This window comes from Idiomarina solivarensis (genome assembly GCF_033052755.1).
Taxonomy (GTDB): Bacteria; Pseudomonadota; Gammaproteobacteria; order Enterobacterales; family Alteromonadaceae; genus Idiomarina.
In genome coordinates this window covers 383,416-407,482 of the sequence record NZ_JAVFHZ010000001.1, presented here as the reverse complement: position 1 = coordinate 407,482, position 24,067 = coordinate 383,416, and the positions used below count along the sequence as shown (strand labels likewise).

The 24,067-nt window shown below is 44.3% G+C and carries 19 protein-coding genes and 1 tRNA gene; 18 read left to right on the top strand and 2 right to left on the bottom strand.

Annotated features, from left to right (window positions below; translation table 11 throughout):
* Positions 1 to 88 precede the first annotated feature (88 nt).
* From RBK99_RS01905 to RBK99_RS01845, 13 genes are all read left to right on the top strand, one after another.
* Complete coding sequence (locus RBK99_RS01905; protein WP_317502952.1) at positions 89 to 418, top strand: eL43 family ribosomal protein; 330 nt, start codon at positions 89 to 91, stop codon at positions 416 to 418.
* A 4-nt stretch (positions 419 to 422) separates the two neighbouring features.
* Positions 423 to 704, top strand: coding sequence for a YeaC family protein (locus RBK99_RS01900; RefSeq protein WP_317502951.1), 282 nt, complete (start codon positions 423 to 425; stop codon positions 702 to 704).
* 14 nt (positions 705 to 718) lie between these two features.
* Positions 719 to 1,192, top strand: coding sequence for a GAF domain-containing protein (locus tag RBK99_RS01895; protein ID WP_317502950.1), 474 nt, complete (start codon positions 719 to 721; stop codon positions 1,190 to 1,192).
* Between the two features lies 1 nt (position 1,193).
* Entirely contained in the window at positions 1,194 to 1,484 is a 291-nt protein-coding gene (locus RBK99_RS01890) for a hypothetical protein (protein WP_317502949.1), read from the top strand.
* A complete protein-coding gene (gene proQ / locus RBK99_RS01885; protein WP_317502948.1) occupies positions 1,477 to 2,103 on the top strand; it encodes an RNA chaperone ProQ in 627 nt (208 codons plus the stop codon). Before RBK99_RS01890 ends, proQ begins: the two co-directional genes overlap by 8 nt.
* Before the next feature lie 9 nt (positions 2,104 to 2,112).
* Complete coding sequence (gene prc / locus RBK99_RS01880) at positions 2,113 to 4,170, top strand: carboxy terminal-processing peptidase (RefSeq protein ID WP_317502947.1); 2,058 nt, start codon at positions 2,113 to 2,115, stop codon at positions 4,168 to 4,170.
* Positions 4,171 to 4,281: 111 nt separating this feature from the next.
* Complete coding sequence (locus RBK99_RS01875; RefSeq protein ID WP_317502946.1) at positions 4,282 to 5,667, top strand: sodium-dependent transporter; 1,386 nt, start codon at positions 4,282 to 4,284, stop codon at positions 5,665 to 5,667.
* Positions 5,668 to 5,679: 12 nt separating this feature from the next.
* Positions 5,680 to 7,134 (top strand): Na+/H+ antiporter NhaC, encoded by a 1,455-nt coding sequence (gene nhaC, locus RBK99_RS01870; protein ID WP_317502945.1) that lies wholly within the window; start codon positions 5,680 to 5,682, stop codon positions 7,132 to 7,134.
* Between the two features lie 29 nt (positions 7,135 to 7,163).
* Positions 7,164 to 9,755, top strand: coding sequence for an aminopeptidase N (gene pepN, locus RBK99_RS01865; protein ID WP_317502944.1), 2,592 nt, complete (start codon positions 7,164 to 7,166; stop codon positions 9,753 to 9,755).
* Positions 9,756 to 9,778: 23 nt separating this feature from the next.
* Positions 9,779 to 10,006, top strand: coding sequence for a DUF2835 domain-containing protein (locus tag RBK99_RS01860; protein WP_317502943.1), 228 nt, complete (start codon positions 9,779 to 9,781; stop codon positions 10,004 to 10,006).
* A gap of 196 nt (positions 10,007 to 10,202) precedes the next feature.
* Entirely contained in the window at positions 10,203 to 15,050 is a 4,848-nt protein-coding gene (locus RBK99_RS01855) for an NAD-glutamate dehydrogenase (RefSeq protein WP_317502942.1), read from the top strand.
* A complete protein-coding gene (gene pyrD / locus RBK99_RS01850) occupies positions 15,050 to 16,054 on the top strand; it encodes a quinone-dependent dihydroorotate dehydrogenase (protein WP_317502941.1) in 1,005 nt (334 codons plus the stop codon). Before RBK99_RS01855 ends, pyrD begins: the two co-directional genes overlap by 1 nt.
* Before the next feature lie 63 nt (positions 16,055 to 16,117).
* Positions 16,118 to 16,672 carry a cell division protein ZapC domain-containing protein gene (locus RBK99_RS01845; RefSeq protein WP_317502940.1) on the top strand — a complete coding sequence of 185 codons (555 nt, stop codon included), beginning with the start codon at positions 16,118 to 16,120 and terminating at the stop codon, positions 16,670 to 16,672.
* A 90-nt stretch (positions 16,673 to 16,762) separates the two neighbouring features.
* On the opposite strand, the gene RBK99_RS01840 is transcribed toward RBK99_RS01845, so the two are convergent.
* Positions 16,763 to 16,839, bottom strand: a tRNA-Met gene (locus tag RBK99_RS01840).
* Between the two features lie 202 nt (positions 16,840 to 17,041).
* Here RBK99_RS01840 and rlmKL point away from each other — a divergent pair.
* From rlmKL to rmf, 5 genes are all read left to right on the top strand, one after another.
* Positions 17,042 to 19,156 carry a bifunctional 23S rRNA (guanine(2069)-N(7))-methyltransferase RlmK/23S rRNA (guanine(2445)-N(2))-methyltransferase RlmL gene (rlmKL, locus tag RBK99_RS01835; protein WP_317502939.1) on the top strand — a complete coding sequence of 705 codons (2,115 nt, stop codon included), beginning with the start codon at positions 17,042 to 17,044 and terminating at the stop codon, positions 19,154 to 19,156.
* A gap of 3 nt (positions 19,157 to 19,159) precedes the next feature.
* Positions 19,160 to 19,399: a glutaredoxin family protein gene (locus tag RBK99_RS01830; protein WP_317502938.1), complete on the top strand. Its 240-nt coding sequence runs from the start codon at positions 19,160 to 19,162 to the stop codon at positions 19,397 to 19,399.
* Complete coding sequence (gene uup, locus RBK99_RS01825) at positions 19,396 to 21,342, top strand: ATP-binding cassette ATPase Uup (protein ID WP_317502937.1); 1,947 nt, start codon at positions 19,396 to 19,398, stop codon at positions 21,340 to 21,342. The genes RBK99_RS01830 and uup overlap by 4 nt, the downstream gene beginning before the upstream one ends.
* Before the next feature lie 6 nt (positions 21,343 to 21,348).
* Positions 21,349 to 23,103 carry a DUF3466 family protein gene (locus RBK99_RS01820; protein WP_317502936.1) on the top strand — a complete coding sequence of 585 codons (1,755 nt, stop codon included), beginning with the start codon at positions 21,349 to 21,351 and terminating at the stop codon, positions 23,101 to 23,103.
* 175 nt (positions 23,104 to 23,278) lie between these two features.
* Complete coding sequence (gene rmf / locus RBK99_RS01815) at positions 23,279 to 23,455, top strand: ribosome modulation factor (protein ID WP_317502935.1); 177 nt, start codon at positions 23,279 to 23,281, stop codon at positions 23,453 to 23,455.
* 81 nt (positions 23,456 to 23,536) lie between these two features.
* Here rmf and fabA read toward each other — a convergent pair whose 3' ends face one another.
* Positions 23,537 to 24,049, bottom strand: coding sequence for a 3-hydroxyacyl-[acyl-carrier-protein] dehydratase FabA (gene fabA / locus RBK99_RS01810; protein ID WP_317496928.1), 513 nt, complete (start codon positions 24,047 to 24,049; stop codon positions 23,537 to 23,539).
* Positions 24,050 to 24,067: the final 18 nt, after the last annotated feature.

Sequence of the window (24,067 nt, the reverse complement as noted above, 5' to 3'; positions counted from 1 at the left end):
TGGCCGTTTAGCTTTTATTCTTTGGCAATGCTTGAAATTGAGAGCAAAAGCCTTATATTGCAGGGACTGCATAAGAGATAGGTTGTCTATGGCGTTAACACAATGTCCTTCGTGTAATAAGCGAATTTCAAGCAAAGTGAAAGAATGTCCTCATTGTCAGTTTGTTCTAGCGGGCCAGTCTAAAGAAGATGTCGAGCGCGAATGGCACAGGCTACGGCAAGAGAAGTCTGATAAGCTCCTGTCACGCTCTATGCTCGCATTACTTATTGCGATAGCTGCATTTACTTATCTATTCCTTCAGCAGCCAATGCCCGGTACTTGGCAATATGGTGTGTCGGTGGGAGCAATGATAGTCGGTTTAATTTGGTTTACTATTAACCGAGTTCAACTTCTCTTTTTGAGAAAGAAGAAGCGATAAGCCGATGAAATTTGATGACTTAATTAAAAACATGAATCAGGAAATCTATGAGCGCCTGGTTCAGGCCGTTGAAACAGGAAAATGGCCCGATGGTAATCGCTTATCTGATGAACAAAAAGAAAATTCCATTCAGTTGATTATGGCGTATCAGGCTCGATACGCTAGCACGGAAGAGGTGTTTACAATTGGTGCAAATGGGGAAATGATCACAAAGACTAAGCGTGAACTAAAAGAACAATTTAAAGCCGGTTCTGAAGAACCAATCGCTCGATTTAAACTGGATTAATAATAAGGCGAACTATGAGCTCTCAGCTGTATTCTGATCTATTAGCTCAAACTAAAGCGTTAACGGAGGGCGAACCTGATTTAACCGCAAATCTTGCGAATATTTCAGCGCTGCTTTATGAGCATATTGAGAACATTAACTGGTTGGGCTTTTATTTAGCCCGATCTGAAAAGGAACTGGTGCTAGGACCTTTTCAGGGACGTGTAGCTTGCGTTCGTATCCCTTTTGGCAAAGGAGTTTGTGGCGTCGCAGCTGAATTACGAGAAACTCAACTAGTTGAAGATGTTCACCAATTTGCCGGACACATCGCGTGTGACTCAGCTTCTAACAGTGAAGTGGTTTCCCCTATCGTAGTCAACGGTAAGACGGTGGCGGTATTAGATGTCGATAGCCCATCCAAAGGACGTTTTTCCGAGGAAGATGCAAGCGGTATTCAGGCTATTGCTGAATATTGTCAGGCCTTGGACTGGTCGGAGCTTCAGAGCTGATATGTTTGCTGAATTCGATATTCATAGCTATTTAGTAACAAAAGACGATGTTGTGTTTTTTGAGGCGCATGAAGAAGAGGCAGCTGACAAAATCAATGAAATGCTGCATCTCATTAATGCATTACGAGAGGATGACGATACAACAGAGCAGCTTGAGGAAATGGTGCGTCGTACGCTTTACGACTGGATTGAAGAGCCTGCATTATTAGATTTGTCATTTGATGAAATGGACGACTACGTTCGAAACTTAATGAAAGTTGTCCGCGAACAGGAAGAAGAATGGAATGAGTGAACCTGAAAAGCTGACGAAAAGTAAAGATGTTATTGCCTATTTGGCCGAACAGTTTCCTGACTGCTTTAGTTTAAAAGGCGATGCGAAGCCTTTAAAAATAGGGATTTTTGAAGATCTAGCAAAACGTCTTGAGAATGATGAGAAGGTTAGTAAGACCCGTTTGCGGACAGCTCTGCGTCATTACACGAATAGTTGGCGTTATCTTTATAGCGTGAAAGTAGGTAGTCAGCGCGTAGATCTTGATGGTAATGAAGTTGAGGCGGTTACTGAAGAACATCAACAACACGCGCAAGAGACTCTAAAAGAGTCTAAAGCTAAAGTGGCAGAGAAGAATAAAGCTGCAGCAAAAGCCACAGCGAAAAAAGCACAGGCAAAAGACAAGCCTAAAAGTACTGCTACGTCTAAGCCTAAACCCACAAAAAAACCAAGCAAACCCAAAGTTAAATTGGCTGATGTGGAACTCAATAAGCTTTCCGTAGGTCAACAGGTACAGGTAAAAGCGGGGAATACCCCAATGTCTGCAACAATTGTGGAACTGGATAAAGATGATGTTCAGGTTCAACTGCAGAATGGTCTAACGATGAAAGTTAAAGCAGATAAAATTTTTCTGCGTGCGTAGGAGTTGTTAATGAGTCACTCGGCTGTAAGAAAATGTGCATTGGCACTGATGTTTGTTGTTCCGGTCGCGGTTGCGATACCGCCGGAGCATGAAATCAGTGAGTTACCAGAACTGGAGCAAGAAGCCCAACATGATACAGCCAGTGAGCGTATTACCTCTTATTTCACTCGTTATCACTTTAAAAGTCTATCACTGAACAACGAGCTATCTGAAAAGATCCACAAGCGTTATTTCAAACTGCTTGATTACGGCAAAATGTTTTTGTTGAAAGAAGACATTGAGGCTGCGGAAGAATATCAGCATTTATTTGATGATATGCTTAAGCAAGGCGAGTTGGATGTCGCTTTCGATATATATCAGAAAAGCCTTGAACGCCGGTTTCAGCGTTATGAGTATGCTCTGTCGTTACTCGACGAAGAAAAGCCCATGGACTTTTCTGTTGAAGACGATAAGTATTACTACGATCGGGAAGAATCAGAGTGGGCGAGTTCTGTCGAGGAACTGAATGAGCTCTGGGAAAACCGGGTGAAATACGATGCTCTTAACTTAAAACTGGCTGGTAAAGAGTGGCCTGAAATAGTAGAAACCTTGGGCAAACGCTACAATAGCGCTTTGAATCGGTTAACGAACTCTAAAAGCGAAGATGTATTTCAGACCTTAATGAACGCATTCGCTCGTTCTGTTGAAGCGCATACAAGCTATCTTTCACCGTCTAATTCCGAGCGTTTTCGTCAAAACATGAACCTCGAATTAGAGGGTATTGGTGCGGTTCTTCAATCGGAATACGATTACACAATAATCAGAAGCTTAGTACCGGGTGGACCGGCGGATAAAACTGGTGAACTCTCTCCGGAAGATAAAATCATTGCCGTCGGACAAGGTGTTGGTGAAGGCAAAGAAGATTTTGTTGATGTCATTGGTATGCGCCTGGACGACGTTGTCGACCTAATTAAAGGTCCTAAAGGCACGACGGTTAGACTGCAAGTTTTAAAAGCCAGCCAAGGAGCCGGCGGAACACCGAGTGTTGTGAAGATTGTGCGCGATACCGTTAAGTTGGAAGATCGCGCTGCGAAAGCGGAGGTTAAGGAGTTTGAAGAAGGCCCTTACAAAGGACGCCGACTTGGTGTCATAGAAGTACCCGGCTTTTATAACAACTTAACAGCTGACGTTAAAAAACTGATAAAAGATTTAAAAGAAAAAGATATCGAAGGCATTGTCATCGACTTGCGTGGTAACGGTGGCGGTTCTTTAAGTGAAGCAATTACCTTAACCGGCCTGTTTATCGATGAAGGACCTGTCGTCCAGGTTAGTGATGGACGAGGCCGAGTTGAGGTCAGTAAAGATCGCGATGGGAAAACTTACTATGAGGGACCTCTATTCGTTATGGTCGACCGTTATAGTGCGTCGGCATCCGAAATTTTTGCTGCAGCAATGCAGGATTACGAACGAGCTTTGATTATTGGTGAAAACACTTTTGGTAAAGGAACCGTCCAGCAACACCGCGGGTTGGCCAGACGCTTTGATTTTTACGACAATCCTTTAGGAAGTGTGCAGTACACTATTGCTAAATTTTATCGAATTGATGGTGGTAGTACGCAATTAAAAGGTGTTCAGCCTGATGTTGTTTTCCCTTCATTTGTTGAGCCTTCAGAGTGGGGTGAAAGTGAAGAAGATAACGCTTTACCATGGGATAAAATTGATAAAGCCTCTTACAGTGAAGTTGGCCAAATTACTGAAGCTGAGGTGGAAGAGCTCCAACGGGAGCTTAACCAAAGAATTTCAGAGAACCCAGAATTTGCTTATATTCTTGAAGAAATAGAGCGATATAGGAAAGAAAAAAATAAGACTTGGGTTAGTTTGGTTTTAGCTGAGCGTGAGCAAAAGCAAGAGAAAGAAAAAGCAATACAGTTGGAACGTATCAATGATCGCTTAAAGCGAGCTGGTAAAGAGCCGGTTGAAAAAGTAGAAGATGCGCCGGAAGAGTTGATGGAAATAGACCCATACCTTAACCAGGCTGCCTTTGTCGCTTTCGATTTTATTGATAAAAAGCAACTTGCTTCAAATTAAAACGGTTCTTATTAAAGTACCGCCTTTACGGCGGTATTTTTTTGTGAACTTGTCATTGACCCACGTTTTGTGGTCATATAGCGCGTTAATAAACACAACCGATTAATAATAATGACAACAAATAATCAGGCAATATCCAGCCGGTGGTCTAGCCGGTTAAGTTTTATCTTAGCTTCCTCTGCAGCAGCTGTTGGCTTAGGTAACATTTGGAAGTTTCCTTATGTTATGGGAGAAAACGGTGGCGGTGCTTTTGTCCTTGTTTATCTGCTATGCATTTTAGCCATAGGCATCCCTATTATGATGGCAGAGGTCATTATCGGCCGGCGCGGAAGGCATTCTCCGGGGTATGCCGCCAAATCGGTAGCCGTTGAATCCGGCAAAAACTCAGCGTGGCAAACCGCGGGTTGGCTTGGAATGTTGACGGGTTACCTTGTGTTAAGTTTCTATACCGTTATCGCCGGCTGGGCCTTGGCTTACGTATTCAAAGCAGGACAAGGCGTATTTCAACAAGCATCTGCTGCCGATATAGGCAAAACGTTCGAAGGGCTTTTAGCGTCTCCCGGAGAGCTTATGTTGTGGCATAGCCTGGTTATTATTGCCACAGTTTTGGTCGTTGGTAATGGTATAAAAAATGGCCTGGAAAGATCGGTTCGCTTCCTTCTGCCTTGTATGATTGTACTGTTGGTTATTATATGCGTTTATTCGGGGAGTATAGGAGACTTTGGCGCCGCAATTGAATTTATGTTTGCGCCCGATTTCAGCAAATTAAGTGTTAACGGTGTGATGATTGCGTTAGGCCACTCGTTCTTTACTCTGGGCTTGGCATCGGGTGTGGTTATTATGTATGGAGCTTACCTTCCACGAGAGACCTCAATTGTACAAACCAGCATCTGGATTGCCGTTATCGATACTTTTGTCGCGCTGTTGGCAGGCTTGGCAATATTCCCATTGGTGTTTGGTTATGGTTTAACCCCAAGTGAAGGGCCTGGCTTAATTTTTACAACTCTGCCTTTAGCCTTTAGTGAGATGCCTGCCGGTAGTTTTGTCGGAACGGTGTTTTTCATTATGCTGGTTATAGCGGCCTTTACTTCCGCTATTGCCATGATCGAATCTTCAGTGGCTTTTGTTGCCGAGCGGTTTTCTTTGAAAAGATGGCCCGCGACGCTAATTTCCGCTGGCGTACTTTGGTTGTTAGGCCAGTTAACGATCCATTCATTTGCTGGTTCCGGGTGGGCACAATTAGACGGAGAATGGTTTGGTAAACCTATTAGCTCACTTTTCGATATTATCGACGTTCTGACGTCGAGTATATTATTACCTTTGGGCGGACTTCTGTTAGCCGTTTTGGCGGGGTGGGTGATGCGCTCAGAGTTTTCCAAGGATGAACTGGATACGAAAAAAGGCATTTATGATGTCTGGTTATTGTGCGTCAAATACATCTCCCCAGTCGCTATCATTATTATTTTTTTACAGCTAATCGGCTTTATAAAACTTTAGGTTGAATAATTAATGAGTCATAAAACAAAAGCACCGAGTTTATTACAAGCGCTAATCCCTTTATTTGCGCTCATCCTTATGTTGTCTTCGTCTGTCTATTTGTTTGGCGAGGACTCTTCATATGGCCCCAACCAAATAGCGTTGCTTGTGGCGGCTGGTATTGCGGTCATAATTGGTTTTAAAAATGGCTTTAGCTGGCAGCAAATTGAAGAAGGAATAACCGAAGGTATCTCCGTAGCCCTTGGTGCTATGCTGATTATTCTGGCGGTTGGTTCACTCATTGGCACTTGGCTATTGTCGGGTACCGTACCGACCTTAATTTACTTCGGACTAGAGCTGCTTAATCCCAGCTTATTCTACGCGGCAAGCTGCGTAATTTGTGGTGTTGTAGCACTTTCAATTGGCAGTTCCTGGACTACAGCAGCCACCATTGGTGTGGCGTTGATGGGTGTTGCATCTGGTATGGGATTAGAACCAGCCATTGCCGCAGGCGCGATCGTATCCGGAGCTTACTTTGGTGATAAAATGTCACCGTTGTCTGATACCACAAACTTAGCTCCGGCAGTTTCAGGCAGTGAACTATTCTCTCACATCCGTTATATGGGCTATACCGCAGGTCCTGCGTTTGGCATCTCAGTTGTCCTTTTCTTAATCTTAGGACTCAATGCCGATACTAACGTTAGTCTGGAGCGTTTGGAGCTTATGCAACAGCAGTTAGAGTCTACTTTTAACATAGGCTGGCCAATGTTGGTTCCTCTCGCAGTGTTGCTGTATTTAGCTGCAACTCGCAAGCCTGCGTTACCAACGGTATTTTTTGGTGCTTTATTAGGCGGCGCCTGGGCTCTAATTTTTCAACCAGAGATGATCACTCAAATTGCAGGGGAAGAAGGTTGGGTTCCTGCATTGAAGGTTGTCTGGCTTGCATTATCAGACGGTACTAGAGTGAGTACCGGAAGCGCTAACCTTGATTCGTTGCTGAGCGGTGGCGGAATGGTGTCAATGCTTAATACCGTCTGGCTTATTTTAAGTGCCATGACCTTTGGCGCTATTATGGAAAAAGTCGGCTTACTGGAACGGTTTATCCGCGGTATGTTGAAGTCTGCTAAGAGCGTAGGCTCATTGATAACCGGGACTATTTTTACTTGTTTCGGTGCCAACGTGCTTACAGCTGATCAGTACATGGCTATTGTTTTGCCGGGACGTATGTTCAAAGAAGAGTACGAACGTCGTAACTTGGATCCCCGAGTCCTGTCTCGCACGCTGGAAGACAGCGGTACCATCACCTCCGCGCTTATCCCATGGAATACTTGTGGTGCCTATATGTTCTCAGTACTTGCAGTAAGTCCGTTTGAATATGGTATGTATGCGTTCTTTAATTACCTGACACCGCTTATTGCTATCGTATTTGCTTATACTGGCTGGACAATACTGTACTTAAATCCTAAAGACGAACCCGCTAAAGCATAATTCATGCTGGGGAAATACAGAAGGAAGCTATGACACAATTACCTAAGGCTAAATATCGTAAAGACTATCAAGCACCTGAATTTACAATTACGGATGTTGATTTAACCTTTGATCTTCATCCGCATGAAACGCGGGTAAAAAGCGTCTTAAAAGTTGTAAGACAAGGCGAACACAAAAAGCCTTTGGTACTTGATGGCGAACAGTTAACGCTGCTGAGTATAAAAATTGACGGAGAGGCGGTTGCTAAAGAATTATATCGGGTCGACGAACATAGCCTGACATTAAAAACCTCTCTCAAGTCGTTTACTTTAGAAATTGAGAACAGTGTTAACCCCACGGCTAATGAAGCGTTAGAAGGTCTCTACCTGGCTGAAAACACTTACTGTACCCAATGTGAAGCGGAAGGTTTTCGGCGTATTACTTATTATCTGGATCGTCCAGATGTTTTGGCTAAATTCACAACAACCGTTATTGCGGACAAAGCTGAATTTCCTTACTTATTATCAAACGGCAACCGAGTTGAGCACAAAACCTTTGAAAACGGTAAGCATCTGGCAACCTGGCAGGATCCTTTCCCCAAGCCTTGCTACCTTTTCGCACTTGTTGCGGGAAACTTTGATGTATTACGCGATGAGTTTATTACGCGGGAAGGGCGCACGGTTGATTTAGAGCTTTTTGTCGATAAAGGCAATTTAAATCGTGCTGATCACGCCATGTTATCGCTTAAAAATGCCATGAAGTGGGACGAAGAACGCTTTGACCTGGTTTATGACCTTGATATTTACATGGTCGTAGCCGTCGACTTCTTCAATATGGGGGCTATGGAAAACAAGGGCCTGAATGTTTTTAATGCCAAGTACGTTTTAGCTAATCCGAAAACTGCGACGGACCAAGATTTTCTCAATGTAGAATCTGTTATTGGTCATGAGTATTTTCACAACTGGACTGGCAATAGGGTGACTTGCCGGGACTGGTTTCAATTAAGCCTGAAGGAAGGACTAACGGTTTTTCGTGATCAGGAGTTCAGTTCCGATTTAGGTTCCCGTGCAGTAAACCGTATTCAAGATGTTCGGGTTATTCGCAGTCACCAGTTTGCAGAGGACGCGGGTCCTATGGCGCACCCAATTAGACCTGACAAAGTGGTTCAAATGAACAACTTTTATACTGTTACAGTCTATAATAAAGGGGCCGAAGTTATTCGTATGATCCATACCTTGCTTGGCGAAGAAGGCTTTCAAAAAGGTATGAAACTTTATTTTGAGCGTCATGACGGTAAAGCGGTAACCTGTGAAGACTTCGTTGAAGCAATGGAAGATGCTAATGACCAGGACTTTGGCGTTTTTCGTAACTGGTACTCTCAGGCGGGTACTCCGGTTGTTACTGTTGAAGAGTCATACGACGAAAAACAACAAAAACTTACGTTAGTTTTAAAGCAGTCGACAGCGTCGACACCTGGGCAAGCCCAAAAAGCACCGTTTCACATTCCGGTTAAATGGTCAGCCTATAATGGCCAGGGCAAGCCGCTGAAATTGAGCGATGACAGTGTTTTACATTTGAAAGACAGCGAAGCAACGTTTATTTTCGATAATGTTGCAGAAAAGCCAATATTATCTTTGTTCGATAACTTCTCGGCCCCAGTAAGAGTTAAACGTTCCCTGACCGAAGACGAACTGAGAGTATTGCTTGCTCATAGTGAAGATGATTTCAGCCGCTGGGATGCCGCTCAATCGTTATTTATTCGCATTATAGAAGAGGCTATTAGCAACAGTAAGAACGCTGAATTATCAGAGCAAACGATAAAGGCCTGTCAGAACTTGCTTCGGGCAAATACCGACCCAGCTTTAAAAGCTCTTGCGCTGACGCTACCAACCGCAGCAACCATTGCCGACCGTTATGATACGATTCCGGTCGAGGCAATTAATATTCAATTGAAATCCCTAAAGGCACAACTGGCAGTGGCATTAGAGAGTGATTTTAATCAGCTTCTGAGTGACTGTATCTCGCAAGAGGCCTATAAGCTCACCGGTAACGAAATCGCCAAGCGACAGTTAAAGCAGGTTTGCCTTGGATATTTGGCCGAGTTAGGGGATGTCGTATCGGATAAATTGCTGCAGCAGTTTAAACAAACGGATAATTTAACCGATCAGTTGGGCGCGTTGCAGGCCAGTGTGTGGGCTAATCACCCAATTTCGGAGTCGTTGCTAAACCAATTTGAAGAGCAATGGAGGGGCGAAAAGTTAGTCATGGATAAGTGGTTTAGTACCCAGTCCCTGGCGAATCACGACAAAACCGTTGAGCGAGTGAAAGATCTAATGACTCATCCGGATTTTTCGTTAAAAAACCCCAACCGTATCTATTCCTTGCTTGCAGCATTTACTCAAAACCAAGCACAGTTCCACAGAGCCGATGGCGCAGGGTATAAGTTAATTGGTAACGTTATTCAACAACTTAATACCAGCAACCCTCAAGTTGCGTCCCGACTACTCTCGGCTTTCGTTAGCTGGCGTCGATACGATGAAAATAGACAACAGCAAATGAAAACTGAGCTTGAGTCTTTACGTGAGTTGCCTAATTTAGCCAGCGATTTATTTGAGAAGATAGAAAGTTGTCTAAGTGAATAATTATTTAAAGGTATAAAGCAACGGTGATCATTGAGTATGTTTTTGGCTTGAGTATGAGCTATCAAGAATTTTGTGATGTGTATTACTCAAAAGGTTATCATCAAGTCGTTGTGACAACGGATAACGGTACGCGGGTGGCCTTACCCGCGGGCCGTTTAATTCCTTTTATTGATAGTCAGGGGATACATGGACGCTTCCTTTTACAAGTTGATGAACAACAAAAGTTCCTTGGTTTAAAAAGGCTGACATAGGGTCCATTCAGTTAAACTAAATAGTTATATTACTTTCCTTACCCTATCTGGTCTAAACTCCTGTTTTTAGCGCGAATAAGCGTTGAAACCCCAGCTTAAATGTTCGACAATAACATCAATCATAGATTCTCTGGCCGTGGGCCGCATTTGGGCTTGCCTGCGACGTTTCACCAACAACCTCAAGGACTCTGCAATTATGTCGTTGGTCGATAGTCAATCTCCGGTTTTACTGGAAAAAGTCGTTGAATTGATAAAAAAGAAAGTTCCTTCCTCTCAAGCGCATTTAGTAGCAGATTTTGCCAAGCGCTTATATCGTAATATTGCCAGTGATGATCTGACGAACCGCCATGACAGCGATATGTATGGAGCGGTTTTGGGCTTATGGCACAGTTTTAATGAGTATAAGCCCGGCGATAAAGCATTAATCAAGGTCTATAACCCAGAAGTTCCGACAGACGGTTGGGAATCGCCACATACTATTATTGAGATCATACAAAGCGATATGCCATTTATGGTGGACTCGGTGCGTATGGCACTGGCTCGACTTGGAATCACTTCGCATCTACTTCTTCACATGCCATTAAGCCACAAGCGCGATAAAAGTGGTCAGGTTACTGAATTGCAGAAACCCGGCACTCGCAGTGATGATAATTATGTCGATACCGTTTTTCTTATCGAAATTGATCGTCAAACCACGAAACAAGAGATTAAAACGTTAAAAAGTGAGTTGGTTTCGGTGATGGAAGAAATCAGTCTTGCAGTACAAGACTGGCAACCGATGCGTAAGCGATTGCAGACGGTGTCGGAGCATCTGAATAATGACTATTACCCAGGGTCAAAGAAAGAAAAGAAAGAGATTCAACAGTTCTTGCAATGGCTTGCCAATGATAACTTCACTATAACCGGATACCGCTCTTATGAGTTGACCCCGGTTAAAGGCGACTATGAACTTAAACAAGTAAAAGGTTCAAGCTTAGGGTTAATGAAAAACTCTGTTAGCGATAAAGGCCGTTTGGTTTCGAGCTTACCGGAAGATGCTCGTGAAATTACGCATAATAGCCGTTTGTTACTGTTAACAAAAACTAACTCTAAGTCCCGTGTTCATCGTCCGGCGTACTCAGACTATATTGGCGTAAAACGCTTTAATGAAGACGGCGAAGTCGTAGGCGAAGACCGTTTTATTGGTTTGTACTCAGCCAACTTTTACAATAACAGTGCTCGTGACATTCCTTTAGTGAGTGAAAAAATTTCCCGTGTATTAGAAATGTCAGGTTTCGCGCCGCAGTCTCATGCATCGAAAGCCTTACTAAATATTCTGGAGACTTACCCACGAGATGAGATTGTTCAGGCTGAGGAAGACGATTTATTGAATGTTGGTCTCGGGGTTTTGCAAATGCAAGAACGAGACATGACCCGGGCCTTCCTTCGTCGGGATATTTTTGGACGTTTCATGTCCTGTATGGTCTATGTACCAAAAGAGCGTTACAACACCTTGTTAAGGGAAAGAACTCAAAGTGTTCTTGCACGCACCCTAAAAACAGAATATGACGTTGATTTTACTACTTATTTCTCAGAGTCCTCGCTAGCACGTACACACTACACCGTGCGTTTGAGCGAAGACCATCAGGATGTGAACGTGAAAGAACTAGAGCAAAACTTAATTGAAGCCGCCCGCACATGGGAAGACAACTTTGAACGCATTTTGCAATCAACGTTTGGTGAAGCAAATGCTACACGTTTAAATAAACGTTACTCTGCGGCTTTCCCTCGGGCTTATAAAGAAGACGTACTGCCCTCAGTGGCTATTTCCGACATTAAGCAGCTGGAATCTCTGAATGATGAGCATAAGCTGGGTATGGTGTTGTACCGTGCCCAGGAAGAAAAGGACGACAGCAAGCATCTGCACCTCAAGCTATTTCATAAAGATGAGCCTATTCATCTTTCTGATGTTTTACCTATGCTGGAAAACTTTGGCTTACGTGTCATTGGAGAAAGTCCTTACCAGATAAAAACAGGCGACGGCGCTGTTTATTGGGTTTTAGACTTCCATATGCTCCACACGGCAGGCTCACTTGATTTGGAAGAAAGTCGCGAGACCTTCCAGGAAGCGTTTGCGTTGGTCTGGAATGGCAAATTAGAAGACGACGGATTTAACCGTTTGGTACTTGGTGCCGGCATGAATGGTCGGCAGGCAACTATTTTGCGTATGTTTGCTAAATATATGCGTCAAATTGGTACCACTTTCAGCCAGAGTTACATCGAAAGTACATTCAGTAAGTATCCCTTATTGGCCAAGCTGCTCGTCAAGATGTTCTTCAGCAAGTTTGAACCGGGCACCAAAGGCGTCGAGAAAAAAGTTGAAGCACTTCACACTCGCATTAACACCGAGCTGGATAATGTGGCGAATCTAGACGATGACCGTATTATTCGTCGTTACGTTGAACTGATTGATGCCGCCTTACGCACCAACTTCTTCCAACCTGACGAGCAGGGCAACGATAAGCCTTATATTTCGGTGAAGTTCCTACCTGAACTGGTACCGGAAATGCCCTTGCCGCTGCCTAAATTTGAAATTTTTGTTTACTCTCCCCGGGTCGAAGGTGTTCACCTTCGAGGTGGTAAAGTTGCTCGTGGCGGTTTGCGTTGGTCCGATCGTCGTGAAGATTTCCGTACCGAAGTACTGGGCCTGGTAAAAGCACAGCAAGTGAAGAACACCGTTATTGTACCTGTTGGTGCTAAAGGTGGCTTTATCTGCAAGGCGTTACCGGAAGACAGAGAAGGCATGATGGCTGAAGGTAAAGAGTGCTATAAAACCTTCATTCGGGCATTGCTGGATATCACCGATAACATTATCGAAGGCGAAATTGTTCCTCCGAAAAGCGTTGTGCGTCGTGACGAAGATGACCCTTACCTGGTTGTAGCTGCTGATAAAGGCACGGCAACATTCTCAGATATTGCCAATGGTATATCTGCGGAATACGACTTCTGGTTAGGTGATGCTTTCGCTTCAGGTGGTTCCGTTGGTTACGACCATAAGAAAATGGGAATTACCGCACGTGGCGCATGGGAATCCGTTAAACGGCACTTCCGTGAAATGGGTATCAATTGTCAAACGACCGACTTTACCTGTGTTGCCATTGGGGATATGGGCGGAGATGTATTTGGTAATGGCATGCTGCTTTCTAAACATACTCGTTTACAAGCTGCGTTTAACCATTTGCATATTTTTATTGACCCTGAGCCAAACGCTGCGAAATCTTGGGAAGAACGTGAACGGCTGTTTAACATGCCGCGCTCTAGCTGGGACGACTATAACCGCGACCTGATTTCTAAAGGTGGCGGCATATTTTCAAGAACAGCTAAAGCCATTGAATTAACCCCTGAAATTAAAAAGATGCTGGGCAGCCAGAAGAAGTCGATGACGCCGAACGAGCTCATCAAAGCCTGCTTAACGATGGACGTCGATCTGATATGGAACGGCGGTATTGGCACTTATGTAAAAGGTAAAGCAGAGACAGACAGTGATGTTGGCGACCGCACGAATGACGCATTACGCGTTAATGGAGGCGATCTAAACGCTAAGATTATTGGTGAAGGCGGTAACTTAGGCTTTACTCAACTAGGCCGAATTGAATTTGCGCAGAAGGGCGGACGCGTCAATACTGATTTTGTCGATAACGTTGGTGGCGTAGACTGCTCAGATAACGAAGTGAATATTAAAATCTTGCTTAATGGCTTGGTTAACAGTGGCGACTTGACCAAAAAACAACGAGACAAGCTGCTTTATGACATGACCGACGATGTCGCAAAAATTGTGGTCGACGACTGTAACCGCCAGACGCAGTCAATTTCTGTCACTGCGCTTCGCGGCTCAGATCAAATTAAAGAGTACCAGCGCTTTATTCACCATCTTGAGCGCGAACATGCTCTGAATCGTCAGCTTGAATTCTTGCCGGATGATGATGAACTCGTTGAACGTCAAGCGGTAAACCAGGGGTTAACTCGTCCGGAACTTTCGACCATTACGGCCTATGGCAAAATGGTGCTTAAAGAGCAATTGATCACGGATGAGATCACTGAAGACCCTTATCACATGCGCGAGCTGTTTGACTCTTTCCCTGAAGCACTACGTGAGCGTTTCTCAGACAGTATGACCTCACATCCGCTGAAAGGGCAGATTATTGCCACGAAACTGGCCAATAATATCGTTAACGATATGGGTCCAAATTTCGTTTTCCGCAAGCAAGAAGCTACCGGCGCAAGTGTGGCCGAAGTGGCATCTGCTTATGTTGTCGCGCGCGAGTGTTTTAAAGTTGAGGAACTTTGGGCACAAATTGAAGCGTTAAATAATAAGGTACCAGCAGAAGTTCAAAACGATGTTTTATTTCAGCTTCGTCGCATGGTACGTCGGGCAACTCGTTGGTTACTACGTCACCGTAATCCTGCCCTTAATGGTATTCAGGAACACTTAGACTTTTACATGGGTGCGTTTAATGACTTACGCAAGAACAGCCTCAACTACATGATAGAAGAGGAAGCAAAAGTCATTGAAGAAACCATTGAGAAATACAAGGAGCATGGATTCCCGGCGAAGCTGGCTAAACAAGTAGCAAGCTTAAGTACGGTATTCTCAGCATTAGATCTTGCTGAGGTAGCAAACGAAACCGGGCAGTCTTTCAAAACGGTAGGTACATTGTATTTCCGTTTAGGTGCCGAAATGAACCTGCACTGGTTCCTGACACAGATTAATAATCAGCCTGTAGCTAATCATTGGCAAGCGCTTGCTCGAGCGGCGTTCCGTGAGGAGCTAGACTGGCAACAGCGTTCGTTAACTCAGGTTGTGTTGCGTTCAACTCCTGATATAAGCGAACCTGAGAAAATGATCAGCGAGTGGATAGAGCAAAACGAGATACTGCTTTATCGTTGGCAGCAGATGCTTTCAGATTTCCGTACAACGAAGAGTCATGAGTTCGCTAAGTTCTCGGTGGCTTTGCGGGAATTGATGCTGCTAAGTCATAATTGCGCACCGAAAGTTATCAGTTAATGTATAACGTTATTCGCCCATGGCTGTTTCGGCAGGATCCCGAGAAAACGCACGAATTAACTCTCGGGCTCTTGCATAAATGGCAGCACACGCCGCTGTCATTTTTATGGAAGCAGAAGTTAGACAGTAAACCGGTGCGGGTTATGGGAATCGATTTCCCTAACCCGCTGGGTTTAGCAGCAGGCCTTGATAAGAATGCAGAATGTATCGATGCTTTTGCGCAGATGGGCTTTGGCTTTATCGAAGTGGGTACAGTGACACCGCTTGCGCAACCTGGTAACGATAAGCCTCGTTTGTTTCGGCTGGTTGAGGACGAAGCTATCATCAATCGAATGGGCTTTAATAACCATGGTGTTGATGAGCTAATAAAAAATGTCAAAAACGCCTCATACAAAGGTGTGTTAGGTATTAATATTGGCAAAAACAAGAATACGCCAGAAGATAAGGCTATTGACGACTATCTGACTTGTCTGAGAAAGGTTTACCCTTTAGCCGATTATGTAACGATTAACATTTCGTCCCCTAATACGCCAGGCCTGAGGGATTTACAACATGGTTCTAGTTTGGACAATTTACTGTCGAGTCTTAAAGAGGCGCAAGTAAAATTGGCGGACCAACATAATCGATATGTTCCGTTAGTTGTTAAAATTGCACCGGATCTTGAGGATTCTGAAGTCGATATTATGGCGCAGTCATTATTAAAAAATAAAATGGATGGTGTTATTGCAACGAATACGACACTGTCGCGCGAAGGATTAAAAGACAAGCAAGCGACTGAAGCAGGGGGCTTAAGTGGCAAACCGTTACAGCAAAGCAGCACCCGAATTATTGAGCTTTTGTGTAAAACTTTGAAAAGACAAATACCCGTAATAGGTGTTGGCGGCATCGATTCTGCAGAATCAGCTCAGGCTAAACTCAACGCTGGTGCCAGCTTAGTGCAAATTTATACTGGCTTTATTTATCAAGGACCAGCATTGATACGTTCAATTGTTAATCACTTGTAATGGTTGAGTGACTTTAGTATCTTATCGCAGAGCTTAAATTTTCTAATTATAAAGGCTAATAAAGTGGAATCGGAATCCCATTGGTTATGGTTATTCAATACAGAGAAAGGCAAGCTTTGCGTTAAGCTGAATGAAGCCGATGTATTTGAAACACCTTATAAACCGAGTCAGTTAGTTAATATCCATTTTAGCGAGCAACTCATGGATATTGAAGACGCGACGACATTCCAAAAAGTTAGTGAAGTCTTAGAATCTTGCCCTGCAGATAAAATACCTTGCGAACCTGCTGAGGCTGCTCTTAATGCGGCAGCGTGGGAGCGCTTTGGTAAGCCCCAAATGCCGCAGAGTTGGCATTTCCAGAAGTCTGATATCACTGAATGGCCCGCAGAGCGCAGCTTGTGCGAACTCAACTCAGGGTTTGACCAAGGCTTATTTCTCATTCTTGAAGCGGACGATGAGTTTGCAACCTGCTTACTGTTAAATAAAGGTATGCAGCTTTCTGCCATTAAGTCTTTGCGTCAATACCATGTCATTAAGGTCACGCTAAATAGACTCTTACCGGCAACAGTGGATTTGGCCATGTCAGCCCAATCAAACTGGGGACAGCAGTTGGCTTAATTTTTCGGTATAAATTTGGTCTTTGATATAAAGATTGTGCTTTGAATCTATTCTTAGGAAGGTTACTGCTGAAATTTCTTATGAGGACATTGGTTGCGGGGGCAGGATTTGAACCTACGACCTTCGGGTTATGAGCCCGACGAGCTACCAGACTGCTCCACCCCGCGTCCGAATGAGAGCGCATAGTATAGTCATAACTTATGCCGCGCAAGCTTTATTTCAACCAAGTGAATAGTATTTATACAAACACGGTTCAACTGCTGCTTTATTAATCACTTCCTCGGTAATTCTCTTATTTCAGCTTGAATTACAGACAGTCAGTAAGCTCTCCGTTATAATTGTGCCCTTAATTTTTTAGGCGAAGTTTCTATGTATCGTTTTTTTATTGCGTGCTCCAAAGGTCTTGAAGGACTTTTGTTCGATGAGTTGCAAGAGTTTAACTTAAGTCACCTTAAGCAAACGCTGGCTGGTTGCTATATTGAGGCTGATTTGCAGCAAGCTTATACGGTGGCTATGTGGTCAAGGTTAGCAAGCCGCATGCTATTGCAGCTGGGCGAGAAAGAAGTCACCAGTCTGAATGACATCAAGCAGTCACTGACTCAGTTTTCATGGAGTAAGGTGTTTGATGCCAATAAAACGTTTGTTGTCGACTTCTCAGGCGGTAACGACGACATTCGACATACTCAGTTCGGTGCGCAACTCGTTAAAGACTGCATAGTTGATAACTTCCGCGATAGCGGGTTCGAACGTCCCAGTATCGATAAGCAAGACCCAGATATTCGCATAGCGGTGCGCGTGCATAAAGATAAGTTAACCTGGTCTTTAGATTTTAGCGGCGAAGGCATGCATAGAAGGGGATATCGCTTGCAACAAGGCGAAGCGCCGTTGCGTGAAACCCTGGCAGCGGCCATATTGCTTCGTGCCGGCATAAAAAGTGAGCTCGAAAAAAGTGAACCAGTGATCTTTGATCCATTTTGCGGTTCCGGTACTTTGGTGATAGAGGCCGCCATGATGGCAATGGACCACGCTCCGGGCCTGAACCGTGCACATTGGGGATTCTTGTTTTGGCACGACCACTCCCCGCAACTATGGCATGACGTGTTAGAGCAGGCAGAAGAACGTTTCAAAATGGGTAAAAGGGCGTTTAAAGGACAGCTAAAAGGATCAGACAACAATCCTCATCTAGTGGCTAAAGCAAGAGACAACTCCAAACGTCTGTTGTTGCATGAGTCTATAGAATGGGAAGTTGACGATGCCACAAGTTGTGAAGCCCCGGCGGGAGCTGGCTTATTAGTTTGTAATCCACCATACGGGGAACGTCTGGGGGAGGCGGTAGAAACTCTACTCCTATATCGCCGTTTTGGCCGACAGTTAAAAGATGCTTTTCAAAATTGGCATATCGCGGTATTGGCTGGTGATGAACAACTGCTAAAACGATTAAAACTGCGCAGTCATAAGAAATATCCATTACTTAATGGCGCAATCCCGGTTAACCTGGCGCTTTACGACTTAACTAAAGAGCAACCTGACTTCGCTGAAAATCAAGCTGATGACCTGGTTAACAGGGTTAAAAAGAATTTCGTAAAGTTAAGCAAGTGGGCTAACAAAGAAGGGCTGGATTCTTGGCGTGTCTACGATGCCGATATTCCTGAGTACAACGCCGCTATCGATATCTATCAGGATTACGTTGTAGTGCAGGAATATGCAGCGCCAAAAGACATTCCTGAAGGGGTTGCTAATGATCGCTTGTGGTTCATGCTGGAATCCTTAAGTTCAGCTCTGCCAGTATCAGAAGATAAAATTATTTTAAAACGCCGCCAGCGCCAAAGCGGTAAGCAGCAATATGAGAAGCAATCGCAGGACAGCACGGTATTAACGGTTAATGAGTACGGCGCCAAATTTGAAGTGAATTTAACCGATTACCTTGATACTGGCTTGTTTATGGACCACAGATTGGTGCGCAAAGAGTTATTGGATAAATGCGAAGAGCTGGATGTGCTAAACCTCTTCGCTTACACCTGCACCGCTTCAGTTCAGGCTGCAAGGGCAGGTGCAGCCCGTGTGGTTTCCGTTGATATGTCGAAAACCTATCTGAAGTGGGGGGAGCGTAATTTTGCCCTGAACCGCTTAAAAGGCGACTACGAATTCATCCAGGCTGACTGTTTTAGCTGGATGAGAGAGCAACGCGGCAAGCAACTGTTTGACGTGATATTTCTCGACCCGCCTACTTTTAGTAACTCAAAACGGATGAGCGGAACACTGGACATACAGCGTGATCACGTCGGTTTAATAAAAACTGCTACAGGGATGCTTAAAGAAGATGGCGTTATTTTGTTTTCTAACAATCGAAAAAAATTCAAAATTGATATTGAAGGGTTAGATAAAGCTGGCCTTGAGGTGAATGATCAGACTCAGGCCTCGATACCAGAAGACTTTAAACGTCATAAAGGAATTCATCACTATTTTATTATTTCTCGAGCGTAAGTAATGTCAGATTTCTATTTGTTGGTAAAATCGAATTGTCCGCTCTGTACTCAGGCTATTCAGTTACTGCATTCGCTATCATTGGATGAGCCCGTTGAGCTTGGGGTGGTCGACATTGCCGAACAGCAAGAACTGCAAGATGAGTACGGCTGGTTAGTGCCAGTCTTTATTCGAGGAAAGGACGACGCCGAGCTGCGTTGGCCTTTCGACGCTAATCAATTGCTGGAGTTTGTAGAGCAATGAGTTTATTACGTGTACAAGATGCACACCTTGCCTTTGGCGCAGATGCCATTTTAGATGGTGTTGATTTTACTATTGAAGCCGGTGAGCGAGTCTGTTTAGTGGGCCGCAATGGTGCCGGAAAATCGACTTTTCTGAAAGCAATAGATAGCGAGGTCACTTTAGATTCGGGTCAAATACAATGGGTTGGTGATACCAAAGTCACCCGTTTACCCCAGGACCCACCGAAACAATCTGAACAGCGTGTGTTTGACTATGTTGCCGAGGCGCTTGCGGAGTCGGGAAAGGCGCTGGCTCGTTATCACGAGCTATCGGCGAGCCTTACAGACTCTCCCAGCAGTGCCACTCTTGATGAAATGGATAAGTTGCAAAACCAACTGGATGCTATCAATGGCTGGCAGGTTAACACGCGCATAGAGCAGGTTTTGACTCAGCTACAATTACCGGCTGATGAAACTATGGCCGCTCTTTCGGGTGGTTGGTTGCGACGTGTCGCTTTAGCCCGGGCTCTGGTCGTCGATCCGGATATCCTGCTGCTAGATGAGCCGACGAACCACTTAGATATTGAAATGGTGCGTTGGTTAGAGGAGCAAATTGTCAACTTCTCAGGAGCTGTGTTATTTATTAGTCACGATAGGGCCTTTATTCGTCGCTTGGCCACACGCATTATTGATTTAGACAGGGGCCACTTAACGAGCTATCCGGGCAGCTACGATACGTACTTACAGAAAAAGCAGGAAGCGCTGGAAGTTGAAGCAAGCCATAACGCCGAGTTTGATAAAAAGTTGGCGGCTGAAGAAACCTGGATCCGCCAAGGCGTTAAAGCTCGCCGCACTCGTAACGAAGGTCGGGTTCGTGCACTTCAGGACTTACGGAAGCAAAGACAACAAAGACGTGAGCTTCAGGGTAAGGCCAACTTATCAGTGAACGAGTCTTCTCGCTCTGGTAAGAAGGTATTTGAAGGCGAAAATATGGCGCTGCGCTTTGGTGAAAAGCCTATTATTAATGACCTTGATTTGTTGTTAATGCGTGGCGATAAAGTTGCTTTTGTAGGACCTAACGGTTGCGGTAAGAGCACGCTGATTAAAGTCATTCTTGGTATGCAGGAGGTGGACAGCGGTAGGGTTCAACTTGGCACCAATCTGGAAGTTGCTTACTTTGATCAGCATCGATCGCAACTTGATCCTGAGCAAACCGTTATGGATAACGTTGGTGATGGCAAACAGGATATCGAGTTTCAGGGGCGTAGCCGCCATATTCTGAGCTACTTGCAGGACTTTTTGTTTACACCTAAACAGTCGAGAACTCCTGTTCGAGCGCTATCTGGTGGAGAACGAAATAGGGCACTTCTGGCGAAAATATTACTAAAGCCGAGCAATATACTGGTACTTGATGAGCCGACAAACGACCTTGATATAGAAACTTTAGAATTACTTGAGCAGATTGTTGCCAATTATCAAGGCACAGTTCTGCTCGTTAGCCACGACAGGGAATTTGTAGATAACACGGCAACCAGCGTGCTGTACTTCGAAGGTGAAGGCGTTATCACGGAAATAATTGGCGGCTTTACAGAATTAAACCACTATTTAGCAGCCAAGCCGGCAAATTCATTTGCAAATAGCGGAACCAAAGCATCAGCAGATGGGTCAGACAGCAACAAAAGTTCGCAAAACAAGCAGAAAACTGCAGACAAAGGTTCAGACAAGCCCAGGAAGAAGTTATCCTATAAGCTGCAACGCGAACTGGAACAGTTACCAAAAGTTATTGCTGAGAAAGAAGCGAAACTTGAAGAATTACAAAAGTTAATGAATGAACCGGGGTTCTTTGAACAGCCATTAGAAAAAACAGAACCAGTAATGAATCAAATTGCCGATATAGAAGGGCAGTTGATGCAGGATCTGGAGCGCTGGGAAGAACTGGAAAATTTATCAGAACAGAGTAGTTAGTTAATAATGAAAAAATCATTTACATTAAAAACACTTACCGCAGCGATAGTTTCTACAATGTCTTTTGCTGCCGTAGCTGACACTTATCAAGTTGAGCCGATTGAGACGTTAAGCAATTATCGAAGCAGTGTACCGCAAGGCATCAATGCCAGCGGTCAAATTGTTGGCGTTGCACGTTTTCCCGAAAATATTGAAATAGATTTTAATTACGTGCCTGATCAACTTTTGTCACAAATTGGCTATGACCCGGAAGGTACTGAGCCATTAACTGACGAACAATATCAGGTCATAGTGGATAACCTCTCAAATTTATCTAACAATAGCCTTCAATATCAGCGAATTGGATTAGATCAGGCCGTCATTTATAACGGCACCAGCAATCCAGTCGATGCCGCACCGGTAAGCGAATCTGAGTTTGCTAGTAGCGTTGATAGCTATTTCTATTCGATTAATAATGCAAACACAGCAGTCGGTGTCACGACGGGCCCATTCGAAATTACTCAGCACACCTATACAAACTCAGAGGATGAGCAAGTTACCGACGAGTATTTCAAAGCGGATTTCCTTTCACGTGGCGTATGGTTCAATAATGGCGTATCAGCCTTGGTCACGCCTCAGGCGACCGATTATCTAGGCGGTGAGAGCGCTGTATTTGATATTAATGATAATGGACTTGCTGTAGGCTACGAAAGTGTGGCATTGAGCCCGGCAGCAACAACGCAAATTCAGGAAAACTGTGAAGATCCTGAAAATGCCAGCGCAGCACAGCCATTATATGTTTGTGTATGGAGTCTTTGGAGAAACCTGCAAACTGCTGATGCGTCTAATATAGCCGCAACGACAAGTTACAGTGGCCCTTATAACTACAATCGAGCACGTTCCGGCTATAACGCAGGACGTTCCATTTATGATATTCGCGGGCAGTTATGGCAGTTTGATGCGAGCGGCGAAGTTATTTCCCAAACGGAACTTCCCACGTTAGTCGAAAGGCAAAGTGACGACGAGCGCGATTTCTCCAGTTACGGATACGCAGTGAATAATAATAGGGTGGCAGTAGGCCAGAGCTGGACTTATCACCCCAGTCGCGGTGCAATCCGCATGCCGGCAATATTCCTGAATGGTGAGGCTTTACCGGTAACGGAGAACCCTGAGTATTTGTGGGGAGCTGCAACGGATATCAATAATAATGGAATAGCTGTTGGCTATTTGACCCAAAGACCTGCTGGAACTCTGCGTAGCTACGGATTTTATTACGATGTAGAAGCCCGCGAACTCACAGAGTTGAGTAGCTTCTTTAATGGGTCATCAACCGTTATTCGTAGCATCAACGACAATGGTGAAATGGTCGGGACGGCAGAAGTTGATCCAACCTTATCTCAGGTGCGGGCCCGCGCAGGCTTCTACTACAACATGAACGCTGAAACCCCTCAGTTCATTGATTTAAATAATACAATAAGCTGTGACAGTCCTTATAACATTGTTGACGCTAATGACATTACCGATAACGGTGAAATCATCGCAACGGCCCTCAAGTCACAGGAATATACAGATTCTGACGGTGAAATCCAGACCAGAGAGATTTTGGTAACGGTTAAGCTGGACCCTGTTTCTGGTGAGCTTAATAACTGTACTAATAATGAAGAGCCAATTGAGCGACAAGGTGCTGCTATAGGGCTTTGGTCGATATTAGGATTTAGCACCTTAGGTTTACTTATTACCGGAATAAGAAGAAGAGCTTTTCTTAAGACCAAAAAATCATAAAAGTAATCCAACTAAAAAGTAGCACAGTTTCAACTTGTTAATAAAAGTCAATGGACACTGTGCTGCTTTTACAATTGAACTCTCCTCAAATAAGTCTATCAATAGTAATGAGGCAACAAAAAGTGTCTCAACTCTCTAAATAATAATCTGTGAATAACAGGCGAGGGATAGATTTATGAAAAGACAAAAGCGTGATCGCTTTGAAAGAGCACATACTCAAGGCTTTAAAGCCGGTTTGCATGGCCGCTCAAAAGACAACTGTCCTTATCAAACCCAAGATGATTTTCGTTCCCACTGGTTGGGAGGTTGGCGAGACGCAATGGAGGCCAGGAGTACCGGTTTATTCCGCTAATTGTCAGGTTTAATGATTAGAATTGATCAACTAAAACGCCGATAGCCATTTCGTATCGGCGTTTTTTTCTTTCTAAGAGAGTTAGAAAGTAGACGTATCGGTAAACAAGCCCACTTTTAAATCTTTGGCAGTGTAAATTTCACGACCGTCGACTTCTACACGACCATTACCAACGCCCATGAATAACTTGCGTTTAATGACTCGCGTCATATCAATGAAGTAACTGACTTTTTTGTGCTCTGGTAATATTTGGCCCGTGAACTTCACTTCACCAACCCCCAAAGCACGCCCGCGTCCTGGACCACCTGACCATGCCAGATGAAAGCCAAGTAGCTGCCACATTGCATCAAGCCCTAAGCAGCCGGGCATTACCGGATCACCTTTAAAATGACAATCAAAAAACCAAAGGTCAGGATGGATATCAAGCTCAGCATGAATAAAGCCTTTCCCGGCCGAGCCACCGTCTTCATTAATCTCTATGATACGATCCATCATTAACATATTTGGCGCTGGCAACTTGCTGTTACCTGGGCCAAACATTTCCCCACGACTGCAGGCTAAAAGTTCTTCGCGAGTAAAGCTCGACTGATTCATAAATACCCTAATAATTAT

What these genes read in the sequence shown, in the direction of transcription:
- RBK99_RS01905 (WP_317502952.1), top strand. Translation starts at nt 89, where the DNA reads ATGGCGTTAACACAATGTCCTTCGTGTAATAAGCGAATTTCAAGCAAA.
- RBK99_RS01900 (WP_317502951.1), top strand. Translation starts at nt 423, where the DNA reads ATGAAATTTGATGACTTAATTAAAAACATGAATCAGGAAATCTATGAG.
- RBK99_RS01895 (WP_317502950.1), top strand. Translation starts at nt 719, where the DNA reads ATGAGCTCTCAGCTGTATTCTGATCTATTAGCTCAAACTAAAGCGTTA.
- RBK99_RS01890 (WP_317502949.1), top strand. Translation starts at nt 1,194, where the DNA reads ATGTTTGCTGAATTCGATATTCATAGCTATTTAGTAACAAAAGACGAT.
- proQ (WP_317502948.1), top strand. Translation starts at nt 1,477, where the DNA reads ATGAGTGAACCTGAAAAGCTGACGAAAAGTAAAGATGTTATTGCCTAT.
- prc (WP_317502947.1), top strand. Translation starts at nt 2,113, where the DNA reads ATGAGTCACTCGGCTGTAAGAAAATGTGCATTGGCACTGATGTTTGTT.
- RBK99_RS01875 (WP_317502946.1), top strand. Translation starts at nt 4,282, where the DNA reads ATGACAACAAATAATCAGGCAATATCCAGCCGGTGGTCTAGCCGGTTA.
- nhaC (WP_317502945.1), top strand. Translation starts at nt 5,680, where the DNA reads ATGAGTCATAAAACAAAAGCACCGAGTTTATTACAAGCGCTAATCCCT.
- pepN (WP_317502944.1), top strand. Translation starts at nt 7,164, where the DNA reads ATGACACAATTACCTAAGGCTAAATATCGTAAAGACTATCAAGCACCT.
- RBK99_RS01855 (WP_317502942.1), top strand. Translation starts at nt 10,203, where the DNA reads ATGTCGTTGGTCGATAGTCAATCTCCGGTTTTACTGGAAAAAGTCGTT.
- pyrD (WP_317502941.1), top strand. Translation starts at nt 15,050, where the DNA reads ATGTATAACGTTATTCGCCCATGGCTGTTTCGGCAGGATCCCGAGAAA.
- rlmKL (WP_317502939.1), top strand. Translation starts at nt 17,042, where the DNA reads ATGTATCGTTTTTTTATTGCGTGCTCCAAAGGTCTTGAAGGACTTTTG.
- RBK99_RS01830 (WP_317502938.1), top strand. Translation starts at nt 19,160, where the DNA reads ATGTCAGATTTCTATTTGTTGGTAAAATCGAATTGTCCGCTCTGTACT.
- uup (WP_317502937.1), top strand. Translation starts at nt 19,396, where the DNA reads ATGAGTTTATTACGTGTACAAGATGCACACCTTGCCTTTGGCGCAGAT.
- RBK99_RS01820 (WP_317502936.1), top strand. Translation starts at nt 21,349, where the DNA reads ATGAAAAAATCATTTACATTAAAAACACTTACCGCAGCGATAGTTTCT.
- rmf (WP_317502935.1), top strand. Translation starts at nt 23,279, where the DNA reads ATGAAAAGACAAAAGCGTGATCGCTTTGAAAGAGCACATACTCAAGGC.
- fabA (WP_317496928.1), bottom strand. Translation starts at nt 24,049, where the DNA reads ATGAATCAGTCGAGCTTTACTCGCGAAGAACTTTTAGCCTGCAGTCGT.